Below are 19,308 nucleotides of genomic sequence, written 5' to 3'. Positions count from 1 at the left end.
GAAGCCGCCGGTGGGACGGTCGTCGCGACGCTGGAAACCACCACGGTCGCCGCCACGGTCGCCGCCACGGTCATCACGACGGTCGCCACCACGGTCGTCACGCGGCGTGTAACCGCGCGCGCCACCCCGGCCGCTGCGCTCGCCACGGTCGTCGCGGCGCTCGAAGTTTCCACGCTCGTCGCGCCGCTCCCGGCGCTCCTCGCGGGGCGCCGACTGCTGCTGCGGTACGGCAGCGGCCTCGGCCGCCGCGCGCTCGGCCTCGGCGGCCACCTCGGCCACCGCTGCCTCCGGGTCGTCGCCCCGCTCGCGCGCCGCGCGGGCGACCAGGCGGTCGGCCTCCTCGCGGAGTTCGACGGCGCGGCGCTGGACGCGCTCCAGCTGCTTGGTCAGGTCGGCGGCCTCGCGCTCGGCCTGCTTGGCCGCGTTGTTCGCCGAGTCGGCCTGGACCTCGGTGAGCGAACGGGCGCCGGTGATCTCGGCGACCTCCGGGTCGAACGCGCCGGCTCCGCCGACCATGTGGCGCGTGGCGTCGACGCCCGCGTCCTCCATCAGCCGGAAGATCTGGCGACGCTGGTGCGGCAGCGCCAGCGAGACGACGACACCGGACTTGCCGGCGCGCGCCGTACGGCCCGAGCGGTGCAGGTAGTCCTTGTGGTCACCGGCCGGGTCCACGTTCAGCACCAGGTCGATGCCGTCGACGTGGATGCCTCGGGCGGCGACGTCGGTCGCGACGAGCGCGTTGACGTAACCGTCCTTGAAGTCGGCCAGCGTCCGGGTACGCGCGCCCTGCGTCATACCGCCGTGCAGCGCGTCGGCCTTCACGCCCGAGTCGCGCAGCTGCTCGGCGATACGGTCGGCGCCCAGCTGCGTACGGACGAAGATGATCGTGCGGCCCTTGCGGGCGGCGATCGCCGCGGTGACCGGGGCCTTGTCCTTCGGCTTCACGACGAGGACGTGGTGGGTCATGGTCGTGACGTTGCCCTGGGCGCTGTCGACCTCGTGGTTGACCGGGTCGGTCAGGTAGCGCTTGACCAGCGTGCTGATCTCGTTCTCCATGGTGGCGGAGAAGAGCATCCGCTGACCGCCGGACGGCACCAGGTCGAGCAGCTCGGTGACCTCGGGCAGGAAGCCCAGGTCGGACATCTGGTCGGCCTCGTCGAGGACCGCGATCCGGACCTGGTCCATGGAGGCGGCACCACGGTTGATGAGGTCGCGCAGTCGGCCCGGGGTGGCGACGAGGACGTCGACGCCACGCTCCAGGGCGTAGATCTGATTGCTCATCGACGTACCGCCGCAGACGACCTTCATCTTCAGGCCGAGCACGTCGCCGTACGGCTGGAGCGCGTCCGCGACCTGCATCGCCAGCTCGCGGGTCGGGGTCAGGATGATCCCGCGCGGCTTCTTCTTCTCGGTGTGGCCGCCGGCGAGCGTCGCCAGCAGCGGCAGACCGAAGGAGAGGGTCTTGCCGGAGCCGGTACGGCCGCGGCCGAGGATGTCCTTGCCGGCCAGAGCGTCCGGGATGGTCGCCGCCTGGATCGGGAAGGGGGCGGTGACACCGTTCTGCGTGAGCTTGCGCACGACACCGTCGGGCAGGCCCAGGTCGCTGAACGTGAGGCCCGGGGCCTCGGAGGAGTCGTCGGACGAGGCGTCCGCGTCGGGGTCTTCGGAGTCGGCGGCGTCGACGGGGTCGACAGCCTCGGCGGGCTCAGCAGAGTCGACGGACTCGGCGGGGAGTACGGAGACCTCGTCGGTCTCCTGCGCCTCGGGGGAGTTGATGGCCTCGGGGGCCGTCTCGGGGGCCACTACGGCCACCGAGCCCTCAACGGTCTCCACCGTCTCGACGGTCACATCAGCGACCGTCTCAAGAGAGGTGGACTCGTTCTCGGGCATGACGGACTGGTCAGAACTGGAAATGGACATGCGAAATGCGAAACCTTCCGGAGTCTCGGCACGCGCCCAAACTCCGTGATTCGCAAATCGACCGCCTCAATGCGGTCCAGCCACGGCAAGGGAGAGTACGCGCCACGCGGCGCTCTTCTGTGTCGGCGCCGGGCAATGATCAAACGATCTACTACCATACGCACCCTCCCCCCACTAAGGCAAACCGCCCGCACCGAGACCCCCGTCACACCGGTCCCAGCTGCGGTGATGCCGCCGGTTCCTTCCGCATGCCCATCCCATCCCTCGGCGACAGGGCGCCAGTTCGCATGTCGGCCGCCGGGGACGCTGACGGCGGGTCGGGCGTCGGCTTCGGGGGCTCCGGCTCGGGCTGCGGACCCGGGTCCGGATCCGGGGCCTGCGACACCGGCGCGGAGGGGGGCGGCGCGGGGCGGGTGGGCTCCTTCGGCGGTACGGGGTCGGCCGGCGGCGGCACCGGCCTGCCGGGCCCCGGCCGCGCGTCCTTCGATTGCTCCGGCGAGGGCGCGGCGGCGGAACTGGGGCTCGGCGACGCGTTCTCGCCCTGGTCGTCCGGGCCGGTGCCGGCCGCCGGAGACGCCTTTCCCGTACGGTCCCGCAGGCCACCGGACACCCCCACCCCGGCCCCGGCGCCCGCGCTCGTACCGCCGTCGGGCTCGGCCGCGACGCCGTGCCGGTCCACCGGGCTGACGGGCGTCGGCCTTCCCGCGTCGTCGCCGACACTCATGCAGCCCCCTGAGGCCGCGACCGCCAGTGACGTGACGATCCAGACGGCGAGACGGCCTGGGACGGACAACTGGCGCACGGGCGGCACCTCCGGGACGGGAAAGGGATGAAGAGCAGAAAAAGGCAGGAAGCATCAGAAGACGGCATGAAAGGCTCTTCCCGCCAAGGGGTGGGGGAAGGTTTCCCTGCCCAACTTCCTTTTCGCCGCCGGGGACACGCCCGGGACCGCCCGTTCCCTCACCAGGGACACGCCAGGGACGCACCGGAGACCAGCCGGAGACACTCCAGGGACAGGCCTGGGGGCAGGCCCGGCGACACGCCACGACACCCGTCCGGGCGCCGGTTCAGCGCTCCCCCGCCACCCGGCGCACCACCCAGCGGGTCGCGGTCGCCGCCGCCCAGACCGCGCCCAACGCCCCGGCGACCGTCCCGGCCGCGTACCCGAGCGCCACCCCGGCCTCCCCGCGCCTCAACAAGCCGGTGAGCTCCACGGCGTACGCCGAGAACGTCGTGAATCCGCCGAGCACGCCGACCCCGAGGAACGGCCGTACCAGCGGATGTACGGTCCTGTCCGCCCTGGTGACCAGCACCATCAGGACGCCGATCAGCCCGCAGCCCAGCACGTTGATCCCGAAGGTCGTCCAGGGGAACGCGCCCCCGGCCGTGGGCCACAGCAGGGAGGCGCCGTACCGCGCCGAGGCTCCCGCCGCGCCTCCGGCCGAGATGGTGGCGAGCACCGGCCACTTGCGCGTGCCCGTCGTCTCGGCGCGCTGCGCGGGTACCAGCAGATCGGCATCCGGATCGACCGCGTCGCCCGGCGTCTCCGGACGAGACCCGGAGCCGGCCCCGGCCCCGGACTCAGCCCCATCCCCGGATCCAGCCCCGGAGCGGCTCACCCATACCCCAGCGCGTGCAGCCGCTCGTCGTCGATCCCGAAGTGGTGCGCGATCTCGTGCACGACGGTGATCTCCGACTCCGCCACCACGTCCTCGCGCGTCCCGCACATCCGCAGCGTCGGCCCCCGGTAGATGGTGATCCGGTCCGGCAGCACGCCCGCGTACCACTCGCCGCGCTCGGTGAGCGGAGTTCCCTCGTAGAGCCCGAGCAGCTCGGGGTCGGACGCGTCGGGTTCGTCCTCCACGAACACCGCGACGTTGTCCATCAGCCGCGTCAGCTCCGGCGGGATCCTGTCCAGGGCCTCGGCGACCAGTTCCTCGAACTCCTCGCCCGTCATCTCCAGCACCCCGCCATTGTCACGTAGGTCACGTCGTCGCGTCGGCCGGGTGGCGTGTCGGGTCCGGCGGGATCCGGCGGGCGGGCTCCGGTCGCGGCGTGCGGCCGCCCGTCACGCATGGCCGCCCGGGGCCCTGGGCATACGCGCCCAATGGCCCGCGACGCACACCGTTTTCCCCTCCGTACGGCCCTCTTCCGCCTCCCGGGCCGCCTTCGGTCCCGGCGCTCCGCCTCTATCGGCACCCTCGCCCTCGTCCACGCCCCGCATCCGTACACCCGCGCGCTCGGCCTGCTCGCCGTGGTGCTGCTGGGAGCCTGGCTCGGACTGCTGACGGTCGGCGGGGTGCGGGCGCCGGTCGGGCCGATGGACACCCGGATGACCCTCCGGCCTTCCCTGACCGGCGGAACGAAGATCAATGTGTCGCCGCTGGGAGCACTGGAGCTGCGCTCCCACACCGCCCCCCTGCGCCTCGACGTGGATGTCGACCGGCTGGACCCGGTCCGCTCGCGGGCCCTGGTCGAGCACCCCGAACGGCTCTCCGGCCTCCAGGACGAGGTCGGCCACGACGTCCGGGACGGCGCCACGGACCTGGCCGTACGGTCCGTCGTCGCCGTCGTCTCCGGCGCGACCGCCCTCGGTCTCGCCGTCTACCGCCGCCCCCGCCGCGCGCTGGCCGCCGGCGGGCTCGCGCTCACCCTGCTGGCTGCCTCCGGCGTCGGCGCGTACGCCACCTGGAACCCCCAGTCCGTCCTGGAGCCGAAGTTCTCCGGGCTGCTCTCCTCCGCCCCGCAGGTCGTCGGCAGCGCGCGGTCGATCGTCAGCGACTTCGACGTCTACCAGGAGGAGTTGGCGCGGCTGGTGACCAATGTGACCAAGCTGTACGACGCGACCTCGACCCTCCCCACGTACCAGCCGGACCCGGCCACCCTGCGGGTGCTGCACGTCTCCGACATCCATCTCAACCCGGCCGCCTGGCCGATCATCGGCTCGCTCGTGGAGCAGTACGGGATCGACGTGATCATCGACTCCGGCGACGCGATGGACCACGGCACCGCCGCCGAGAACGGCTTCCTCGACCCGATAGCCGACCTCGGCGTCCCCTATGTATGGGTACGCGGCAATCACGACTCCGCGACCACGCAGCGGTATCTCGAACGCATGAAGAACGTGCGGGTCCTGGACGAGGGCCGGGCCGTGACGGTGGCGGGGGTGCGCGTGGCGGGGACGGGTGACCCGCAGTTCACCCCCGACCGCTCGGTGCAGGCGCAGGGGGACCCGGCCGAACGGATGGCGGGCATCCGCCTCGCCTCCGCGCTGCGCGACCAGGAGCAGGCCGGCACCCCCGTGGACATCGCGGTCGCCCACGAGCCGGAGGCCGCGCGTCAGACCGACGGTCTGGTGCCGCTCGTCCTCGCGGGCCATGTCCACCACCGGGAGACCGAGGTCATGCCGCACGGCACCCGACTGAAGGTGGAGGGCTCGACGGGCGGCGGCGGGCTGCGTGCCCTGCAGAACGACAAGCCGGAGAAGGTGCGCGCCTCGGTGCTCTATCTGGACCGCACGACCAAACGGCTCCAGGCCTGGGACGAGATCACCCTGGGCGGCCTCGGCCTGACGACCGCCGAAGTCGCCCGGCATCTCCCGGAGGAGGCGGGCGCGCCCGGCGCGAACGCGTCCCGGGACCCGGACCCGGCGCCGAGTCCGTCTTCACCGACTTCGCCGACTTCACCGGCTCCGGGGCAGTCCCCGCGTACGGCCCCGGCGGCGGGCAGGAGCCCGTCACCGAGCGGCTCCGCCCCCGCCCCGCAACCCGCCTCGTCACCCGCCCCGCGACCCGTCCCGTAAACCGTTTTGGCGATAGCTCCCCGCATCCCATATGCTTCTCACGTCCCCGACGCGCTGCAAAGCGCCCAGGCGGGCCCTTAGCCCTCATCGTCTAGTGGCCCAGGACGCCGCCCTTTCAAGGCGGTAGCACGGGTTCGAATCCCGTTGGGGGTACGCATTACCGTGTGCGAGACTTGTGCTCGCACATTGCTTGGTCCTGTGGAGCAGCTTGGAGTGCTCGCCACCCTGTCAAGGTGGAGGCCGCGGGTTCAAATCCCGTCAGGACCGCTGCAGCCGCGAGGTTGCGTGGCTGGGTAGCTCAGTTGGTACGAGCGATCGCCTGAAAAGCGATAGGTCGCCGGTTCGATCCCGGCCCCAGCCACCAGAGCCCGCCAAGGGCCGAAGCCCCCACCGAGATTCTCGGCCGGGGGCTTTTTCGTGCGCCCGCACCGGCCGGGCCGCCCCCGCCGCGGCGGCCCGGCCGCCTTGCCGCCGCCCCGCCCCGAAATGGGTTCGCCACTCCGGAGGCCCGGGTGAGATCCTGGGCTCGGTATGTCTACTTCCTTCGCCGACCTCCAGACCCTGCTGGCCGACGTCTCGCTGCGCGACGCGCAGCGACTCGGCCGCCGCCTTGAGGGCGCACGGCGCATTCGCAAGCCCGAGGCGCGGCAGGCCGTGCTGGACGAGATCGCCGGTGAGGCCGGGAAGGCCGCCGACCGGACACGTGGGCGTGCCGCCCGGATGCCCGAGGTCTCGTATCCGGAGCAGCTGCCCGTCAGTCAGAAGAAGGACACGATCCTGGAGGCGATACGCGACCATCAGGTCGTGATCGTCGCCGGTGAGACGGGGTCGGGCAAGACGACCCAGATCCCCAAGATCTGTCTGGAGCTGGGGCGGGGGGTCCGCGGCATGATCGGGCACACCCAGCCCCGCCGGATCGCCGCCCGCACGGTCGCCGAGCGGGTCGCGGACGAGCTGGACACCCCGCTGGGCGAGGCCGTCGGCTGGAAAGTCCGCTTCACCGACCAGGTGGACCGGGACGCGACCTTCGTCAAGGTGATGACGGACGGCATCCTGCTGGCCGAGATCCAGACGGACCGCGAGCTGCTCGCCTACGACACGATCATCATCGACGAGGCCCACGAGCGCAGCCTCAACATCGACTTCCTGCTCGGCTATCTGGCCCAGCTGCTGCCCAGACGCCCCGACCTCAAGGTCATCATCACCTCCGCGACCATCGACCCCGAGCGCTTCTCCCGCCACTTCGGCGACGCGCCCATCGTCGAGGTCTCGGGCCGTACGTTTCCCGTCGAGGTCCGCTACCGCCCCCTCCTGGAGGAGGAGGGCGAGGAGGGCGACCGCGACCAGATCACCGCGATCGCCGACGCCGTGGACGAACTCCAGTCGGAGGGCCCCGGCGACATCCTCGTCTTCCTCTCCGGTGAACGGGAGATCCGCGACACGGCGGACGCCCTGGAGAAACGCAAACTCCGGGGCACCGAGGTACTCCCCCTCTACGCCCGTCTCTCGCACGCCGAGCAGCACCGCGTCTTCCAGCGGCCCTCCGGGAACGCGACCCGCAGGATCGTCCTGGCCACGAACGTCGCCGAGACCTCGCTGACCGTCCCGGGCATCAAGTACGTCATCGACCCGGGCACCGCCCGTATCTCCCGCTACAGCCACCGCACCAAGGTCCAGCGCCTGCCGATCGAGGCGATCTCGCAGGCCAGCGCCAACCAGCGCAAGGGCCGTTGCGGCCGTACGTCGGACGGCATCTGCGTCCGGCTGTACTCCGAGGACGACTTCGAGTCCCGCCCGGAGTTCACGGACGCCGAGATCCTCCGGACGAATCTCGCCTCCGTCATCCTCCAGATGACCGCGGCCGGCCTCGGCGACATCGAGAAGTTCCCCTTCATCGACGCGCCGGACCACCGCAACATCCGCGACGGCGTGCAGCTGCTCCAGGAGCTGGGCGCGTTCGACACGGAACGCACATCCCCCCCGGAAGGGCAGCGGGAAGAGCAGCGCGAAGGGAAGCGGGAAGGGAAGAAGGGGCAGCAGCTGACGCCGCTGGGCCGCAAGCTCTCCCAGCTGCCCGTGGACCCGCGCCTCGCCCGTATGGTCATCGAGGCCGACCGCAACGGCTGCGTACGCGAGGTGATGGTGATCGCCGCCGCGCTCTCCATCCAGGACCCGCGCGAGCGCCCCGCCGAGAAGCAGGCCCAGGCCGACCAGCAGCACGCCCGCTTCAAGGACGAGACGTCCGACTTCCTCGCCCTCCTCAACATGTGGCGGTACATCAGGGAGCAGCAGAAGACGCTCTCCTCCTCCGCCTTCCGCCGCATGTGCAAGTCGGAGTATCTGAACTTCCTGCGGATCCGGGAGTGGCAGGACATCTACTCGCAGCTGCGCACGGTCGCCAAGCAGCTGGGCATCCACCTCAACGAGGAGGACGCGGCGGACCAGGCCGTCCATGTCTCGCTGCTGGCCGGATTGCTTTCGCACATCGGCATGAAGGACGTGAAGGAGGCCGGCGGCGAGGGCGGCGGGAAGGCCGCGGGGAAGAACGAGTACCTGGGCGCGCGCAACGCGAAGTTCGCGGTGTTCCCGGGCTCGGCGCTCTTCAAGAAGCCGCCGCGCTTCATCATGTCCGCCGAGCTGGTGGAGACCTCCCGCCTCTGGGCGCGCGTCAACGCGAAGATCGAACCCGAGTGGATCGAACCGCTCGCCGGCCACCTCCTCAAGCGCACGTACAGCGAGCCGCACTGGGAGAAGGACATGGCGGCCGTGATGGCGTACGAGAAGGTCACGCTGTACGGCGTGCCGATCGTCGCCCACCGGAAGGTCAACTTCGGGCGGATCGACGCGGAGGCGTCCCGCGATCTGTTCATCCGCAACGCGCTCGTCGAGGGCGACTGGCGCACGCATCACCAGTTCTTCCATGACAACCGGAAACTTCTCGGCGAGGTCGAGGAGCTGGAACACCGCGCCCGGCGCCGCGACATCCTCGTGGACGACGAGACCCTGTTCGACTTCTACGACCAGCGGGTGCCGGAGAACATCGTCTCCGGCGCCCACTTCGACTCCTGGTGGAAGGCCAAGCGCCGGGAGGAGCCCGAGCTGCTCGACTTCGAGCGGTCGATGCTCATCAACGAGAAGGCCGGATCGGTCACCAAGGACGACTACCCGGACTCGTGGCGGCAGGACCAGCTGAAATTCCGGGTGACGTACCAGTTCGAGCCGGGCACGGACGCGGACGGTGTCACCGTCCATGTCCCGCTGCAGGTGCTCAACCAGGTCACCTCCGAGGGCTTCGACTGGCAGATCCCGGGGCTGCGCGAGGAGGTGGTCGTGGAGCTGATCCGTTCCCTGCCCAAACCGGTCCGCCGCCACTACGTGCCCGCGCCGAACTACGCGAAGGCGTTCCTGGAGCGTGCCGTGCCGCTCCAGGAGCCGCTGCCGGTCACGCTCGCGCGTGAACTCCAGCGGATGGTCGGAGTGCCGGTCGCGGCCGCCGACTTCGATCTCTCACGGATCGACGACCACCTCAAGATCACGTTTCGGATCGTCGACGAGCGGCGCCGCAAGATCGCCGAGGACAAGGATCTGGACGCGCTGAAGCTCCAGTTGCGGCCCAAGGCCCGCCAGGCCCTCTCCCAGGCCGCCGCGGCCACCGCCGAGCGGGCGGGCGGTGCGGCGATCGAGCGCACCGGCCTGACGGACTGGACGATCGGCGCGCTCTCCCGGGTCTTCGAGACCCGGCGGGCCGGTCAGCCGGTCAAGGCGTACCCGGCGCTGGTGGACGAGGGCGCGACCGTGGCCGTACGGCTCTTCGACACGGAGGCCGAGCAGCAGCAGGCGATGTGGTCAGGCACCCGGCGGCTGATCCTGCTGAACATCCCGGTCAACCCGGCGAAGTTCGCCTCGGACAAGCTCACCAACCAGCACAAGCTGGCGCTGTCCCGTAACCCGCACGGCTCGATCCAGGCGCTGTTCGACGACTGCGCGATGGCCGCCGCCGACAGGCTGATCGCCGATCACGGGGGTCCCGCCTGGGACGAGGAATCGTTCCGGAAGCTGTACGACAAGGTCCGCGCCGACCTCGTCGACGCGACCGTACGGACCATCGGCCAGGTCCAGCAGATCCTGGCCGCCTGGCAGGCCTGTGAGCGCCGCCTGAAGGCCACGAACAGCCTGACCCTGGTCAAGAACGTCCAGGACGTCAAGGACCAGCTGGCGGCCCTCGTACCGGCCGGCTTCGTCACCCGCACCGGACTGCGCCGGCTGCCGGACCTGATGCGCTATCTCGTGGCCGTGGACCGGAGGCTGCAGCAGATGCCGACGGCCGTCCAGCGCGACACCACGCGGATGGAGAAGGTCCACGAGATGCGGGACGAGTACGCGTGGCTGCTCGAACAGCTCCCGCAGGGGCGGCCGGTGCCGGCCCACGTCCTGGACATCCGCTGGATGATCGAGGAGCTGCGGGTGAGCTACTTCGCGCATGCGCTGGGTACGGCGCAGCCCGTCTCGGACAAGCGGATCGTGAAGGCGATCGACGCGGCGGCCCCGTAACGCGGGCCCGGGCGGTCTCAGTTCGACCGCACCCTCTGAGCTGCTGTACAGTCTGTTTCGCAGCCAAGGAAACACGGCAGCGAAACCTGGTCCTGTGGAGCAGCTTGGAGTGCTCGCCACCCTGTCAAGGTGGAGGCCGCGGGTTCAAATCCCGTCAGGACCGCAGTAGGAAAGGCCCCGCATCCCCCGGATGCGGGGCCTTTGCGTTGCCGCCGACCGCGCCTGCGGCGGATTCCCCGGCCGGGCGTCACGCGCTCCCCGGCGGGACCCGTTTCCCCCGCCGACCAGCGGACTTCCTCAGTTGCGGCAAGGACCGGCGACGCCGCGGTAACGCCGCAGTAATGGCGGGCTCAAATCCGTCGGGGCGGCTCTCCTCCGTCTTGACGGCGCCTTCGGCCAGGCGTAAATCAAGCAGGAGGGCCCCGTTCGACGCAGCCGGGGGCCGACACCGGGGGGTGTGTGGATGACCGCACCGACGACGAAGCGTGCGAAGCACGAGACACGAGCACTCCTGCGCGCTCACCTGGCGGCCGCGTCCGGTCACCCCCACCGGACCGGGTACTGCCCGATCTGCCATCGCCTCCAGCGGCTCGCCATGGAGCCCGCTCCGGCGGACGACGCCTTCGTCGTCGAGGACGGCGTCGGCTCTCCGGACGACCAAAGTCCCGCCGCTCCGGGACCTTTGACGGCTCGACCGTGATCTGCCCTGTGGTAGCGGCAGAGTTGGCAAGAGTCGTGCACTGTGACGTTAGTCACCGAACGAGTTTCTGGAGTGGCGGTTCTTACACCCGTCCTACAATCCACCAATTTAATATGTGCAATTGCACTCTCTCCCGAACCAGCCCCGGAGCAGTCCTGAACCACGCCCGGAGCGCCCCCGGAGCGACCCCTGACCATGCCCGGACCTGCCCCGGACCTGCCCCCGGCCCCGCCCCGTACCGCGCCCGAAGCATCCGGCCCGCCCCCGCAGGACAACCACAGGGCGTCCGCAGGGCATCCAGAGGGCATCCGAGCCGGGCAAGGACCGGGCGAGGAGGCCCGCCGACAAACTCTTTCGGAGCGCACAAAAAGATCGCGCTGGACTCGGCGGAGTCCAGCGCGATCGACGACTTACCCGTGTTGCTAGGGCATGGGGCCCGTTGGGGCAGGCGCCCGTCGTATGGAGCTATGGGTCGGGACGACCGAGTTGGGGGACCCGGCTGTGCCCTGCTTGTTGAGCCCTAATGAGCCCTGAACGGGTGTTCAGGCCTCACTGCGCTGCTGCGGAATACCCGCAAGCAACGCACGAACTTCTGCTTCGCGATACCGGCGATGCCCCCCGAGCGTACGGATGGACGTGAGCTTGCCGGCTTTTGCCCAGCGCGTGACCGTCTTCGGGTCCACGCGGAACATCGTGGCAACCTCAGCCGGGGTCAGCAGCGGCTCGGCATCAGGGGTGCGAGCGGTCATGAGCGGCCTCCTCGGGAGAACCGAACCATCTCGGTTCTTTCCTCTAAATTCTGCACCTTGACCCACGTTGCCCGAAATGGCAGACGCAGGCCGAGTCGGTTATAGGACGAACGGCTTGTCCTCGGCACTACAACTACACCATCCGTCCAGCCACGTCGGCCAAACCGATGGAATTGCCCTCTGAGGTGTTCATCAGCGGCGGAAGCCGATGGACCATGCCATAGCGGACAGTCACGGCACAGATACGATCAGTCACAGAGTGATCAGTAGTCATCAGACCCCCCAGACGGAGTGCAATGCTGAGCATTCCGTCCATACTTGGACGGAAGGAACCCTCCCCGGACTCCTTGTCCTATTTTGACACGAGGGTAGGTGATGGGCGCAAGAGCCCCGTTAGTGCGTTCCATCACCCTTAGAGACCAAAAAGCCCGGATCGGGACTTCCGCCCTACGCCCCGGTACCCACGCGCCCCGCGCCCGCTTCGTGCCCGGTTCGCGTCAGCGCGTTCCGGTGCGCCCCCGAACACTGCGGCGCGGACCCGCTGCTGGGGCTCGCCGCCCGGGACCCGTGCGCGGCGCTCAGTTGGCGGACTGACGGTCCCTGACGGCCCGCCAGCGCTCCGTGAGCCGTTTGTACGCCTCTCCCGCCCCTTCGCCGTCCCCGTCCCGCAGCGCGGCGATCCCGGCCGCCACATCCGCCGCCGACCGGTCCTCGGCCAGCAGGGCGGCCGGCAGGGCGTGCACCAGTCCGCCGTAGTCCAGCTCGACCAGTGAGCGCGGATGGAATTCCTCCAGCCACCGCCCCACATCCACCAGGCCGTCGATCATCGGCCCGTCGGCCACCGCCTCCCGCAGCGCCTTCAGCGCGCGGGCCAGCCGCCGCCGGGCCTCCACCATCGGGGTCCGGTAGCGCAGCACGGGCGCCCCGGGGCCGCCGGGCTCACCCGGTTCGTACTCCCGGTCACCGTCGGCGAAGAGCGTGAACCAGCGCACCGGCACCTGCCAGACCGCCGTCCTGATCCACGGCCGCGCGTCCGGGTTGAGGTTCCGCCAGCGCTCGTGGTCGGCGGTGGCCTGGTCCCGGACCACCGGCGGCAGTACGGCGTCCAGCAGCGGCACGGGCAGCGTCTCCGTCAGCTCCTCCAGCGCCAGCCAGCCGCGCAGCCGGGTCCGCCACGGGCAGACGCACACCACCCCGTCGACCTCGGTGACGAAGGCGTCCCCGCTCTCGTGGACCGGTACGGCCACCGGCGGGGTGGGCAGCAAGTCCGCCAGCGAGCGCCGCAGTTCGTCCTGCGCGGTCGGCGTGCGCTCCCGCCGGGCGTACCGCGCCCAGTGGCCCCGCTCCGGCTCGGGAAAGGCCGCCAGCGGTTCGTACACCCGCAGATAGGACGCGTATGGGACTGGGACAGAAGACACCGCCGGCATGCCGTGATCGTCCCACGCCGGCACCACCCGAGGGGGTGATCCTGGGCACTGCGGCTGATCCGCGTCCCCGCAGGAATTAATCTCGTGAGCAACCGGTCCCTCCCCACCCACCGGAGGGGCTTTCCACCGCCGCTTCGTACTTGGGAGTCACCACCGTGACCGATGTGACCGACGGCGTCCTGCACACCCTGTTCCGCTCGGAGCAGGGAGGTCATGAGCAAGTCGTGCTCTGCCAGGACCGTGTCACCGGCCTCAAGGCCGTCATCGCCCTCCACTCGACCGCCCTGGGCCCCGCCCTCGGCGGCACCCGTTTCTACCCGTACGCCTCCGAGGAGGAAGCCGTCGCCGACGCGCTGAACCTCTCCCGGGGCATGTCGTACAAGAACGCCCTGGCCGGGCTCGACCACGGCGGCGGCAAGGCCGTGATCATCGGTGACCCCGAGCAGATCAAGACCGAGGAGCTGCTGCAGGCGTACGGCCGCTTCGTGGCCTCGCTCGGCGGCCGGTACGTCACCGCCTGCGACGTCGGCACGTACGTCGCGGACATGGACGTCGTCGCCCGCACCTGCGCGTGGACGACCGGTCGCTCCCCGGAGAACGGCGGCGCGGGCGATTCGTCCGTCCTGACCGCCTACGGGGTCTTCCAGGGCATGCGGGCGAGCGCCCAGCACCGGTGGGGCGACCCGTCGCTGCGCGGCCGCACCGTCGGTGTCGCGGGCGTGGGCAAGGTCGGGCACCACCTGGTCGAGCATCTGCTCCAGGACGGCGCGCACGTCGTGATCACGGATGTACGGGAGGAGTCCGTACGCCGGATCACCGACCGGCACCCGCAGGTCGCCGTGGTCGCCGACAACGAGGCGCTGATCCGCACCGAGGGCCTGGACATCTACGCCCCGTGCGCCCTCGGCGGCGCACTGAACGACGAGTCGGTCCCCGTCCTCACCGCGACGGTGGTGTGCGGAGCGGCCAACAACCAGCTCGCCCACCCGGGTGTCGAGAAGGACCTCGCGGACCGCGGGATCCTTTACGCGCCCGACTACGTGGTGAACGCCGGTGGTGTCATCCAGGTCGCCGACGAGCTGCACGGCTTCGACTTCGAGCGGTGCCGCGCGAAGGCCGCGAAGATCTTCGACACCACGCTGGAAATCTTCGCACGTGCGAAGGAAGACGGTATTCCGCCGGCCGCGGCGGCCGACCGGATCGCCGAACAGCGGATGGCCGAAGCCCGCCGGGGCTGACCGTCACGGAGGGGCGGCCGGGCCGCCGGGGAGACGAGACTCACGCCGGTCGGCGGGTCGCCCCTCCAGAAGAGGTTAAAATCGCAGCTGACCAGCGAGGACGGGGCGCCTCGCAGGTCCTGCGCCGGGGCGCGTCATGCGGGCGGCGTACCGTATGGCCACGGAAGCAGGTACCGTTGAAGCCCTACGGACGGGTCTCTCCGCGGAGGACTCGTTCTGATTCATGAACGCGTGTCAAGACTCTGGGGCCGTCGAGCCCCGTCACCGAGGGGGTCGAGCCATGGGGCGCGGCCGGGCCAAGGCCAAGCAGACGAAGGTCGCCCGCCAGCTGAAGTACAACAGCGGCGGGACAGACCTGTCGCGTCTGGCCAATGAGCTGGGCGCATCGCCTTCGAGTCAACCGCCGAACGCTGAGCCGTTCGAGGATGACGACGAGGAAGATGACCCGTACGCACAGTACGCGGATCTGTACAACGACGACGAGGACGAGGACGACGAGTCCGGCCCCTCGACGCAGCGCCGCGGCGCTTGACGTCCGCATACTTCGAGCATTCGCTCCTTCGAGCATTCGCTCACACCGGCCCGGTCCGGGGCCCAGGTCCTGGACCGGGTTCTGTGCTGCCCGCGCGCTCCGTGCCGCCCTCGCGGCGGCTCGGCCGGAGCCGAGCCAGGCTGACGATGCTCTTCACGCACCGTTCGACCGCCTCAATCGCCGACCCGCCCGCAGGCGCCCCGATGTCTTTCCGGGCGCCCGCGAACGATCAGCTCAGCTCTGATAGTCGCCGGTCAGCGCCGCTCCGGTGGCGTGGTCGCCGCGCTCGGTGATCTCGCCGGCGACCCAGGCGTCCACGCCACGGTCGGCGAGCGTGGTCAGCGCGGAATCAACCGAGTCCGCCGGGACGACGGCGATCATGCCGACGCCCATGTTCAGCGTCTTCTCCAGCTCCAGGCGCTCCACCCGGCCCGCCGTGCCGACGACGTCGAAGACCGCGCCGGGCGTCCAGGTCGAACGGTCGACCGTGGCGTGCAGCTGATCCGGGATCACCCGGGCCAGGTTGGCGGCGAGGCCGCCGCCGGTGATGTGACTGAACGCGTGCACCTCGGTGGTCCTGGTGAGCGCCAGGCAGTCCAGCGAGTAGATCTTGGTGGGCTCCAGCAGCTCCTCGCCCAGCGTGCGGCCGAACTCCTCGACCTCGCGGTCCAGCGACCAGCCGGCCCGGTCGAAGACCACGTGCCGGACCAGCGAGTACCCGTTCGAGTGAAGACCTGAGGACGCCATGGCGATCACCGCGTCACCCGTACGGATACGATCCGCGCCGAGCAGCTGGTCCGCCTCGACCACACCCGTACCGGCGCCGGCGACATCGAAGTCGTCCACGCCCAGCAGGCCGGGGTGCTCGGCGGTCTCGCCGCCGACCAGGGCGCAGCCGGCCAGGACACAGCCTTCGGCGATGCCCTTCACGATGGCGGCGACCCGCTCGGGGTGAACCTTGCCGACACAGATGTAGTCGGTCATGAAGAGGGGCTCGGCGCCGCAGACGACCAGGTCGTCGACGACCATGCCGACGAGGTCGTGGCCGATCGTGTCGTACACGCCCATCTTGCGGGCGAGGTCGACCTTCGTGCCGACACCGTCGGTGGCGGAGGCGAGGAGCGGACGCTCGTAGCGCTTGAGGGCGGAGGCGTCGAAGAGGCCGGCGAAGCCGCCGAGGCCACCGAGAACCTCGGGGCGCTGCGTCTTCTTCACCCACTCCTTCATCAGCTCGACCGCGCGGTCACCGGCTTCGATGTCGACGCCCGCGGCGGCATAGCTGGCACCAGTAGTCGTCTCAGACATTGCTGGGAACTTTCCTGTCGTCATACGGGGGTGTTACGGGCGATTACGGGCGACGGAGCGCTTCGGCGGCGGCCGTGCTGGCCGGACCGGCGGCCAGCTCGGTCTCCAGGAGCTGCTTGCCGAGCAGCTCGGGGTCCGGCAGCTCCATCGGGTACTCGCCGTCGAAACACGCGCGGCAGAGGTTCGGCTTGTCGATCGTGGTCGCCTCGATCATCCCGTCGAGGGAGATGTAGGAGAGCGAGTCGGCGCCCAGGGAGGTGCCGATCTCCTCGATCGTCATGCCGTTGGCGATCAGCTCGGCGCGGGTCGCGAAGTCGATACCGAAGAAGCACGGCCACTTCACCGGCGGGGACGAGATCCGGATGTGGACCTCGGCCGCGCCCGCCTCGCGGAGCATCTTGACCAGGGCGCGCTGGGTGTTGCCGCGGACGATCGAGTCGTCGACGACCACCAGGCGCTTGCCGCGGATGACTTCCTTGAGCGGATTCAGCTTGAGACGGATGCCCAGCTGGCGGATGGTCTGGGACGGCTGGATGAAGGTCCGGCCGACGTAGGCGTTCTTGACCAGGCCCGAGCCGTACGGAATGCCGCTGGCTTCCGCGTAGCCGATGGCGGCGGGGGTGCCGGATTCCGGCGTCGCTATGACGAGATCGGCCTCGACAGGCGCTTCCTTGGCGAGTTTCCGGCCCATTTCCACCCGGGACAGATAGACGTTCCGCCCGGCGATGTCCGTATCGGGACGGGCCAGGTAGACGTACTCGAAGATGCAGCCCTTGGGCTTCGCTTCCGCGAATCGCTGGGTTCGCAGACCGTTCTCGTCGATGGCGATCAGCTCGCCCGGCTCGATCTCCCGGACGTAGGCGGCGCCGCAGATGTCGAGAGCGGCGCTCTCGGAGGCGACCACCCAGCCGCGCTCCAGCCGGCCGAGGACCAGCGGGCGGATGCCCTGCGGGTCACGGGCCGCGTAGAGCGTGTGTTCGTCCATGTAGACGAGCGAGAACGCGCCCTTCACGTCGGGCAGGATCTTGGCGGCGGCCTCTTCGAGCGTCAGGGGCTTGCCGTCGTCATCCGTCTGGCCGGCGAGGAGCGCCGTGACCAGATCGGTGTCGTTGGTCGCGGCGACCTGCGTCGAACGGCCGTTCTCCTTGGGGAGATCCGCGACCATCTCGGCGAGCTGGGCCGTGTTGACCAGATTGCCGTTGTGTCCGAGCGCGATGGAGCCGTGGGCCGTGGCCCGGAAGGTCGGCTGCGCGTTCTCCCACACCGAGGCTCCGGTGGTGGAGTAGCGGGCGTGACCCACCGCGATATGGCCCTGGAGAGAGCCGAGAGAGGTTTCGTCGAAGACCTGTGAGACCAGGCCCATGTCCTTGAAAACCAGGATCTGGGACCCGTTGCTCACTGCGATGCCCGCGGACTCCTGTCCACGGTGCTGCAGGGCATACAGTCCGAAATAGGTGAGCTTGGCGACCTCTTCACCCGGGGCCCAGACTCCGAAGACGCCGCAAGCGTCCTGGGGGCCCTTCTCACCGGGGAGCAGGTCGTGGTTGAGTCGTCCATCACCACGAGGCACGCCACCGAGTGTAGGCGAGATCGACCACTGGTCCGAATTGGGGATGGGAACAGCCTCCCCGGACCGCTCCTCCCGGCGCCCCGGGAGGCCGCCGATCACTTGGCCCGGACCGCCGCGACGGCGCGCAGGCCCCGTCCTTCCGAGGTCTTCAGGGTCAGGGCGCCGTCGCCTACCGCGTAGGTGAATGTGCTCTCCAGCACCTTCCGCACCTGGCGTTCCAGGGGCATCCGGGGTCCCGGGCAGAGCTTCCGGGTGGAGGTGAGACGGCCGGGGGTGACGGTCGTTCCCGAGGCCTTCACCGGGGAGCGGAAGGTGTTGCAGCCGAGGCTGCCGTTCACCGAGCCGGCCACCGGTTCGCCGGGCGCCCTGGCCGAGCCGTCCTCGCGGGCCGAGCCGTCCTTACGGAACGTGAAGTGCGCGGCGCCCCGGGCGCTCTGGGGCAGGGCGTTCACGGTGGCGCCGTCGAGCAGCGCGGTCACGGTCCACTCGGTTCCGGTGAGCGGGGTGAGCGGCGGCGCTCCGGTACGGAGCGGGCCCCCGTCCCCCACCCGACCGGAGCCGGATCCGGTGCCGCAGGCGGCCAGGGAGACGCAGGCGGCCAGGCAGAGCGGTGCGACGGCAGTGACAGCAGTGATCCTCTGTTTCCGCATACGGATGGGACGGGGCGCGTGGGGTGCCGGTTCCGTCAGCCCATCAGCGGGAGCAGAGCGGACAGGTCCGCGCGCTCCCCGCTCGCGCCTACCCGCGCCGTCCCGATCGCCTCGGCCCAGGTCGTACGGCCGGTGGCGAGCCGGAGCCAGGTGAGCGGGTCGGTCTCGACCACGTTGGGCGGGGTGCCACGGGTGTGGCGAGGGCCCGCCACACACTGCACGACGGCGTACGGCGGGATCCGCACCTCGGTCGACGCCCCGGGCGCCTTGACCGCCAGGGCGTCGGCGAGCAGCCGCGTACAGGCCGCCAGGGCCCCCCGGTCGTACGGGATGTCCAGCCCGGCGGCGCGGTTCAGGTCGTCGGTGTGGACGATCAGCTCGACCGTCCGGGTGACCAGGAAATCGTCCAGGCCCATGGGGCCGAGCCTGATCGCCATCAGCCGGTCGCCGGGTTCCCCGGCCAGCAGCGCGGCGATCCCTTCGGCGGCGCGCTCGAACAGCTCGGCCGGTGGCGCGGACGCGGCGAGCGCCTCGACGTCCCCGGAGATGGCTCCGGCGTAGGCCGCCGTCGCGAACGGCCACTCGGGCAGCACGAGCGCGGGACCGGCGGGCACAGGCTGTTCGAAGGAGCTCTTGACGGACCCGACCCCCATGGCCAGATGCGCGACCAGCTCGCGGACCGTCCAGTCGCCGAGCCCGGTGGGCAGCGCCAGCTGCGCGGGTGTGAGCGCGCGGACGGCCTCCCGTACGTTCCCGATCTGGGCGAGGACGGCGGCACGGGTCCTGGCGGGGTCATAGCTGCGGAGACGCTTCTTGGCCGGTGGCATAGCGGTGAGGCTAAACGACCTGGCACCGGCGGGTACG

Annotated in this window: 15 protein-coding genes and 4 tRNA genes; 10 read left to right on the top strand and 9 right to left on the bottom strand. The window is 70.4% G+C overall.

Features of this window, described 5'->3' with window-relative positions; all coding sequences use genetic code 11:
• On the bottom strand, nt 1-1,920 hold a 1,920-nt coding region (locus tag ACIBAE_RS23935; protein ID WP_399289080.1), incomplete at its 3' end, for a DEAD/DEAH box helicase.
• Between the two features lie 248 nt (nt 1,921-2,168).
• On the opposite strand from ACIBAE_RS23935, the gene ACIBAE_RS23930 reads away from it, so the two are divergent.
• On the top strand, nt 2,169-2,753 hold the full coding sequence (locus ACIBAE_RS23930; protein ID WP_399289078.1) for a hypothetical protein: 585 nt from the start codon (nt 2,169-2,171) through the stop codon (nt 2,751-2,753).
• Between the two features lie 234 nt (nt 2,754-2,987).
• Here ACIBAE_RS23930 and ACIBAE_RS23925 read toward each other — a convergent pair whose 3' ends face one another.
• Both ACIBAE_RS23925 and ACIBAE_RS23920 read right to left on the bottom strand, forming a co-directional pair.
• Nucleotides 2,988-3,539 (bottom strand): fluoride efflux transporter FluC, encoded by a 552-nt coding sequence (locus ACIBAE_RS23925; RefSeq protein ID WP_399289076.1) that lies wholly within the window; start codon nt 3,537-3,539, stop codon nt 2,988-2,990.
• Entirely contained in the window at nt 3,536-3,886 is a 351-nt protein-coding gene (locus ACIBAE_RS23920; RefSeq protein WP_399289074.1) for a metallopeptidase family protein, read from the bottom strand. The genes ACIBAE_RS23925 and ACIBAE_RS23920 overlap by 4 nt, the downstream gene beginning before the upstream one ends.
• 141 nt (nt 3,887-4,027) lie before the next feature.
• Here ACIBAE_RS23920 and ACIBAE_RS23915 point away from each other — a divergent pair, with 141 nt between their 5' ends.
• From ACIBAE_RS23915 to ACIBAE_RS23885, 7 genes are all read left to right on the top strand, one after another.
• Entirely contained in the window at nt 4,028-5,722 is a 1,695-nt protein-coding gene (locus ACIBAE_RS23915; protein ID WP_399289072.1) for a metallophosphoesterase, read from the top strand.
• An 80-nt stretch (nt 5,723-5,802) separates the two neighbouring features.
• Nucleotides 5,803-5,875, top strand: a tRNA-Glu gene (locus ACIBAE_RS23910).
• Nucleotides 5,876-5,914: 39 nt separating this feature from the next.
• Nucleotides 5,915-5,989: transfer RNA gene (locus ACIBAE_RS23905), tRNA-Asp, on the top strand.
• 20 nt (nt 5,990-6,009) lie between these two features.
• A tRNA-Phe gene (locus ACIBAE_RS23900) sits at nt 6,010-6,086 on the top strand.
• Between the two features lie 167 nt (nt 6,087-6,253).
• Entirely contained in the window at nt 6,254-10,273 is a 4,020-nt protein-coding gene (hrpA, locus tag ACIBAE_RS23895; protein WP_399289070.1) for an ATP-dependent RNA helicase HrpA, read from the top strand.
• An 88-nt stretch (nt 10,274-10,361) separates the two neighbouring features.
• Nucleotides 10,362-10,436: transfer RNA gene (locus tag ACIBAE_RS23890), tRNA-Asp, on the top strand.
• A gap of 300 nt (nt 10,437-10,736) precedes the next feature.
• Nucleotides 10,737-10,973 (top strand): DUF6274 family protein, encoded by a 237-nt coding sequence (locus ACIBAE_RS23885; protein ID WP_399289068.1) that lies wholly within the window; start codon nt 10,737-10,739, stop codon nt 10,971-10,973.
• Nucleotides 10,974-11,515: 542 nt separating this feature from the next.
• Here the strand turns inward: ACIBAE_RS23885 and bldC are convergent.
• The gene (bldC, locus tag ACIBAE_RS23880) at nt 11,516-11,722 is read right to left on the bottom strand and encodes a developmental transcriptional regulator BldC (RefSeq protein ID WP_003949541.1); all 207 of its coding nucleotides are present in this window, start codon (nt 11,720-11,722) and stop codon (nt 11,516-11,518) included.
• 578 nt (nt 11,723-12,300) lie between these two features.
• Nucleotides 12,301-13,149, bottom strand: a complete 849-nt coding sequence (locus ACIBAE_RS23875) for a hypothetical protein (RefSeq protein ID WP_399289066.1) — start codon at nt 13,147-13,149, stop codon at nt 12,301-12,303.
• Nucleotides 13,150-13,304: 155 nt separating this feature from the next.
• Here ACIBAE_RS23875 and ACIBAE_RS23870 point away from each other — a divergent pair, with 155 nt between their 5' ends.
• Together ACIBAE_RS23870 and ACIBAE_RS23865 are read left to right on the top strand one after the other, a co-directional pair.
• On the top strand, nt 13,305-14,387 hold the full coding sequence (locus ACIBAE_RS23870) for a Leu/Phe/Val dehydrogenase (protein ID WP_399289064.1): 1,083 nt from the start codon (nt 13,305-13,307) through the stop codon (nt 14,385-14,387).
• Between the two features lie 280 nt (nt 14,388-14,667).
• A complete protein-coding gene (locus tag ACIBAE_RS23865; RefSeq protein WP_399289062.1) occupies nt 14,668-14,919 on the top strand; it encodes a DUF3073 domain-containing protein in 252 nt (83 codons plus the stop codon).
• A 234-nt stretch (nt 14,920-15,153) separates the two neighbouring features.
• Here the strand turns inward: ACIBAE_RS23865 and purM are convergent, their stop codons facing one another.
• The 4 genes from purM to ACIBAE_RS23845 form a co-directional block, all read right to left on the bottom strand.
• Nucleotides 15,154-16,224: a phosphoribosylformylglycinamidine cyclo-ligase gene (gene purM, locus ACIBAE_RS23860; protein ID WP_399289060.1), complete on the bottom strand. Its 1,071-nt coding sequence runs from the start codon at nt 16,222-16,224 to the stop codon at nt 15,154-15,156.
• A gap of 43 nt (nt 16,225-16,267) precedes the next feature.
• On the bottom strand, nt 16,268-17,794 hold the full coding sequence (gene purF / locus ACIBAE_RS23855) for an amidophosphoribosyltransferase (protein ID WP_399289058.1): 1,527 nt from the start codon (nt 17,792-17,794) through the stop codon (nt 16,268-16,270).
• Nucleotides 17,795-17,889: 95 nt separating this feature from the next.
• Nucleotides 17,890-18,444 (bottom strand): META domain-containing protein, encoded by a 555-nt coding sequence (locus ACIBAE_RS23850; RefSeq protein ID WP_399289056.1) that lies wholly within the window; start codon nt 18,442-18,444, stop codon nt 17,890-17,892.
• Between the two features lie 35 nt (nt 18,445-18,479).
• Nucleotides 18,480-19,271, bottom strand: a complete 792-nt coding sequence (locus tag ACIBAE_RS23845; RefSeq protein ID WP_399289054.1) for a sterol carrier family protein — start codon at nt 19,269-19,271, stop codon at nt 18,480-18,482.
• Between the last annotated feature and the right edge of the window lie 37 nt (nt 19,272-19,308).

Source organism: Streptomyces sp. NPDC051569 (assembly GCF_044454085.1).
In the GTDB taxonomy this organism is placed as follows: Bacteria; Actinomycetota; Actinomycetes; order Streptomycetales; family Streptomycetaceae; genus Streptomyces.
This window is presented reverse-complemented; position numbering and strand designations above follow the sequence as displayed.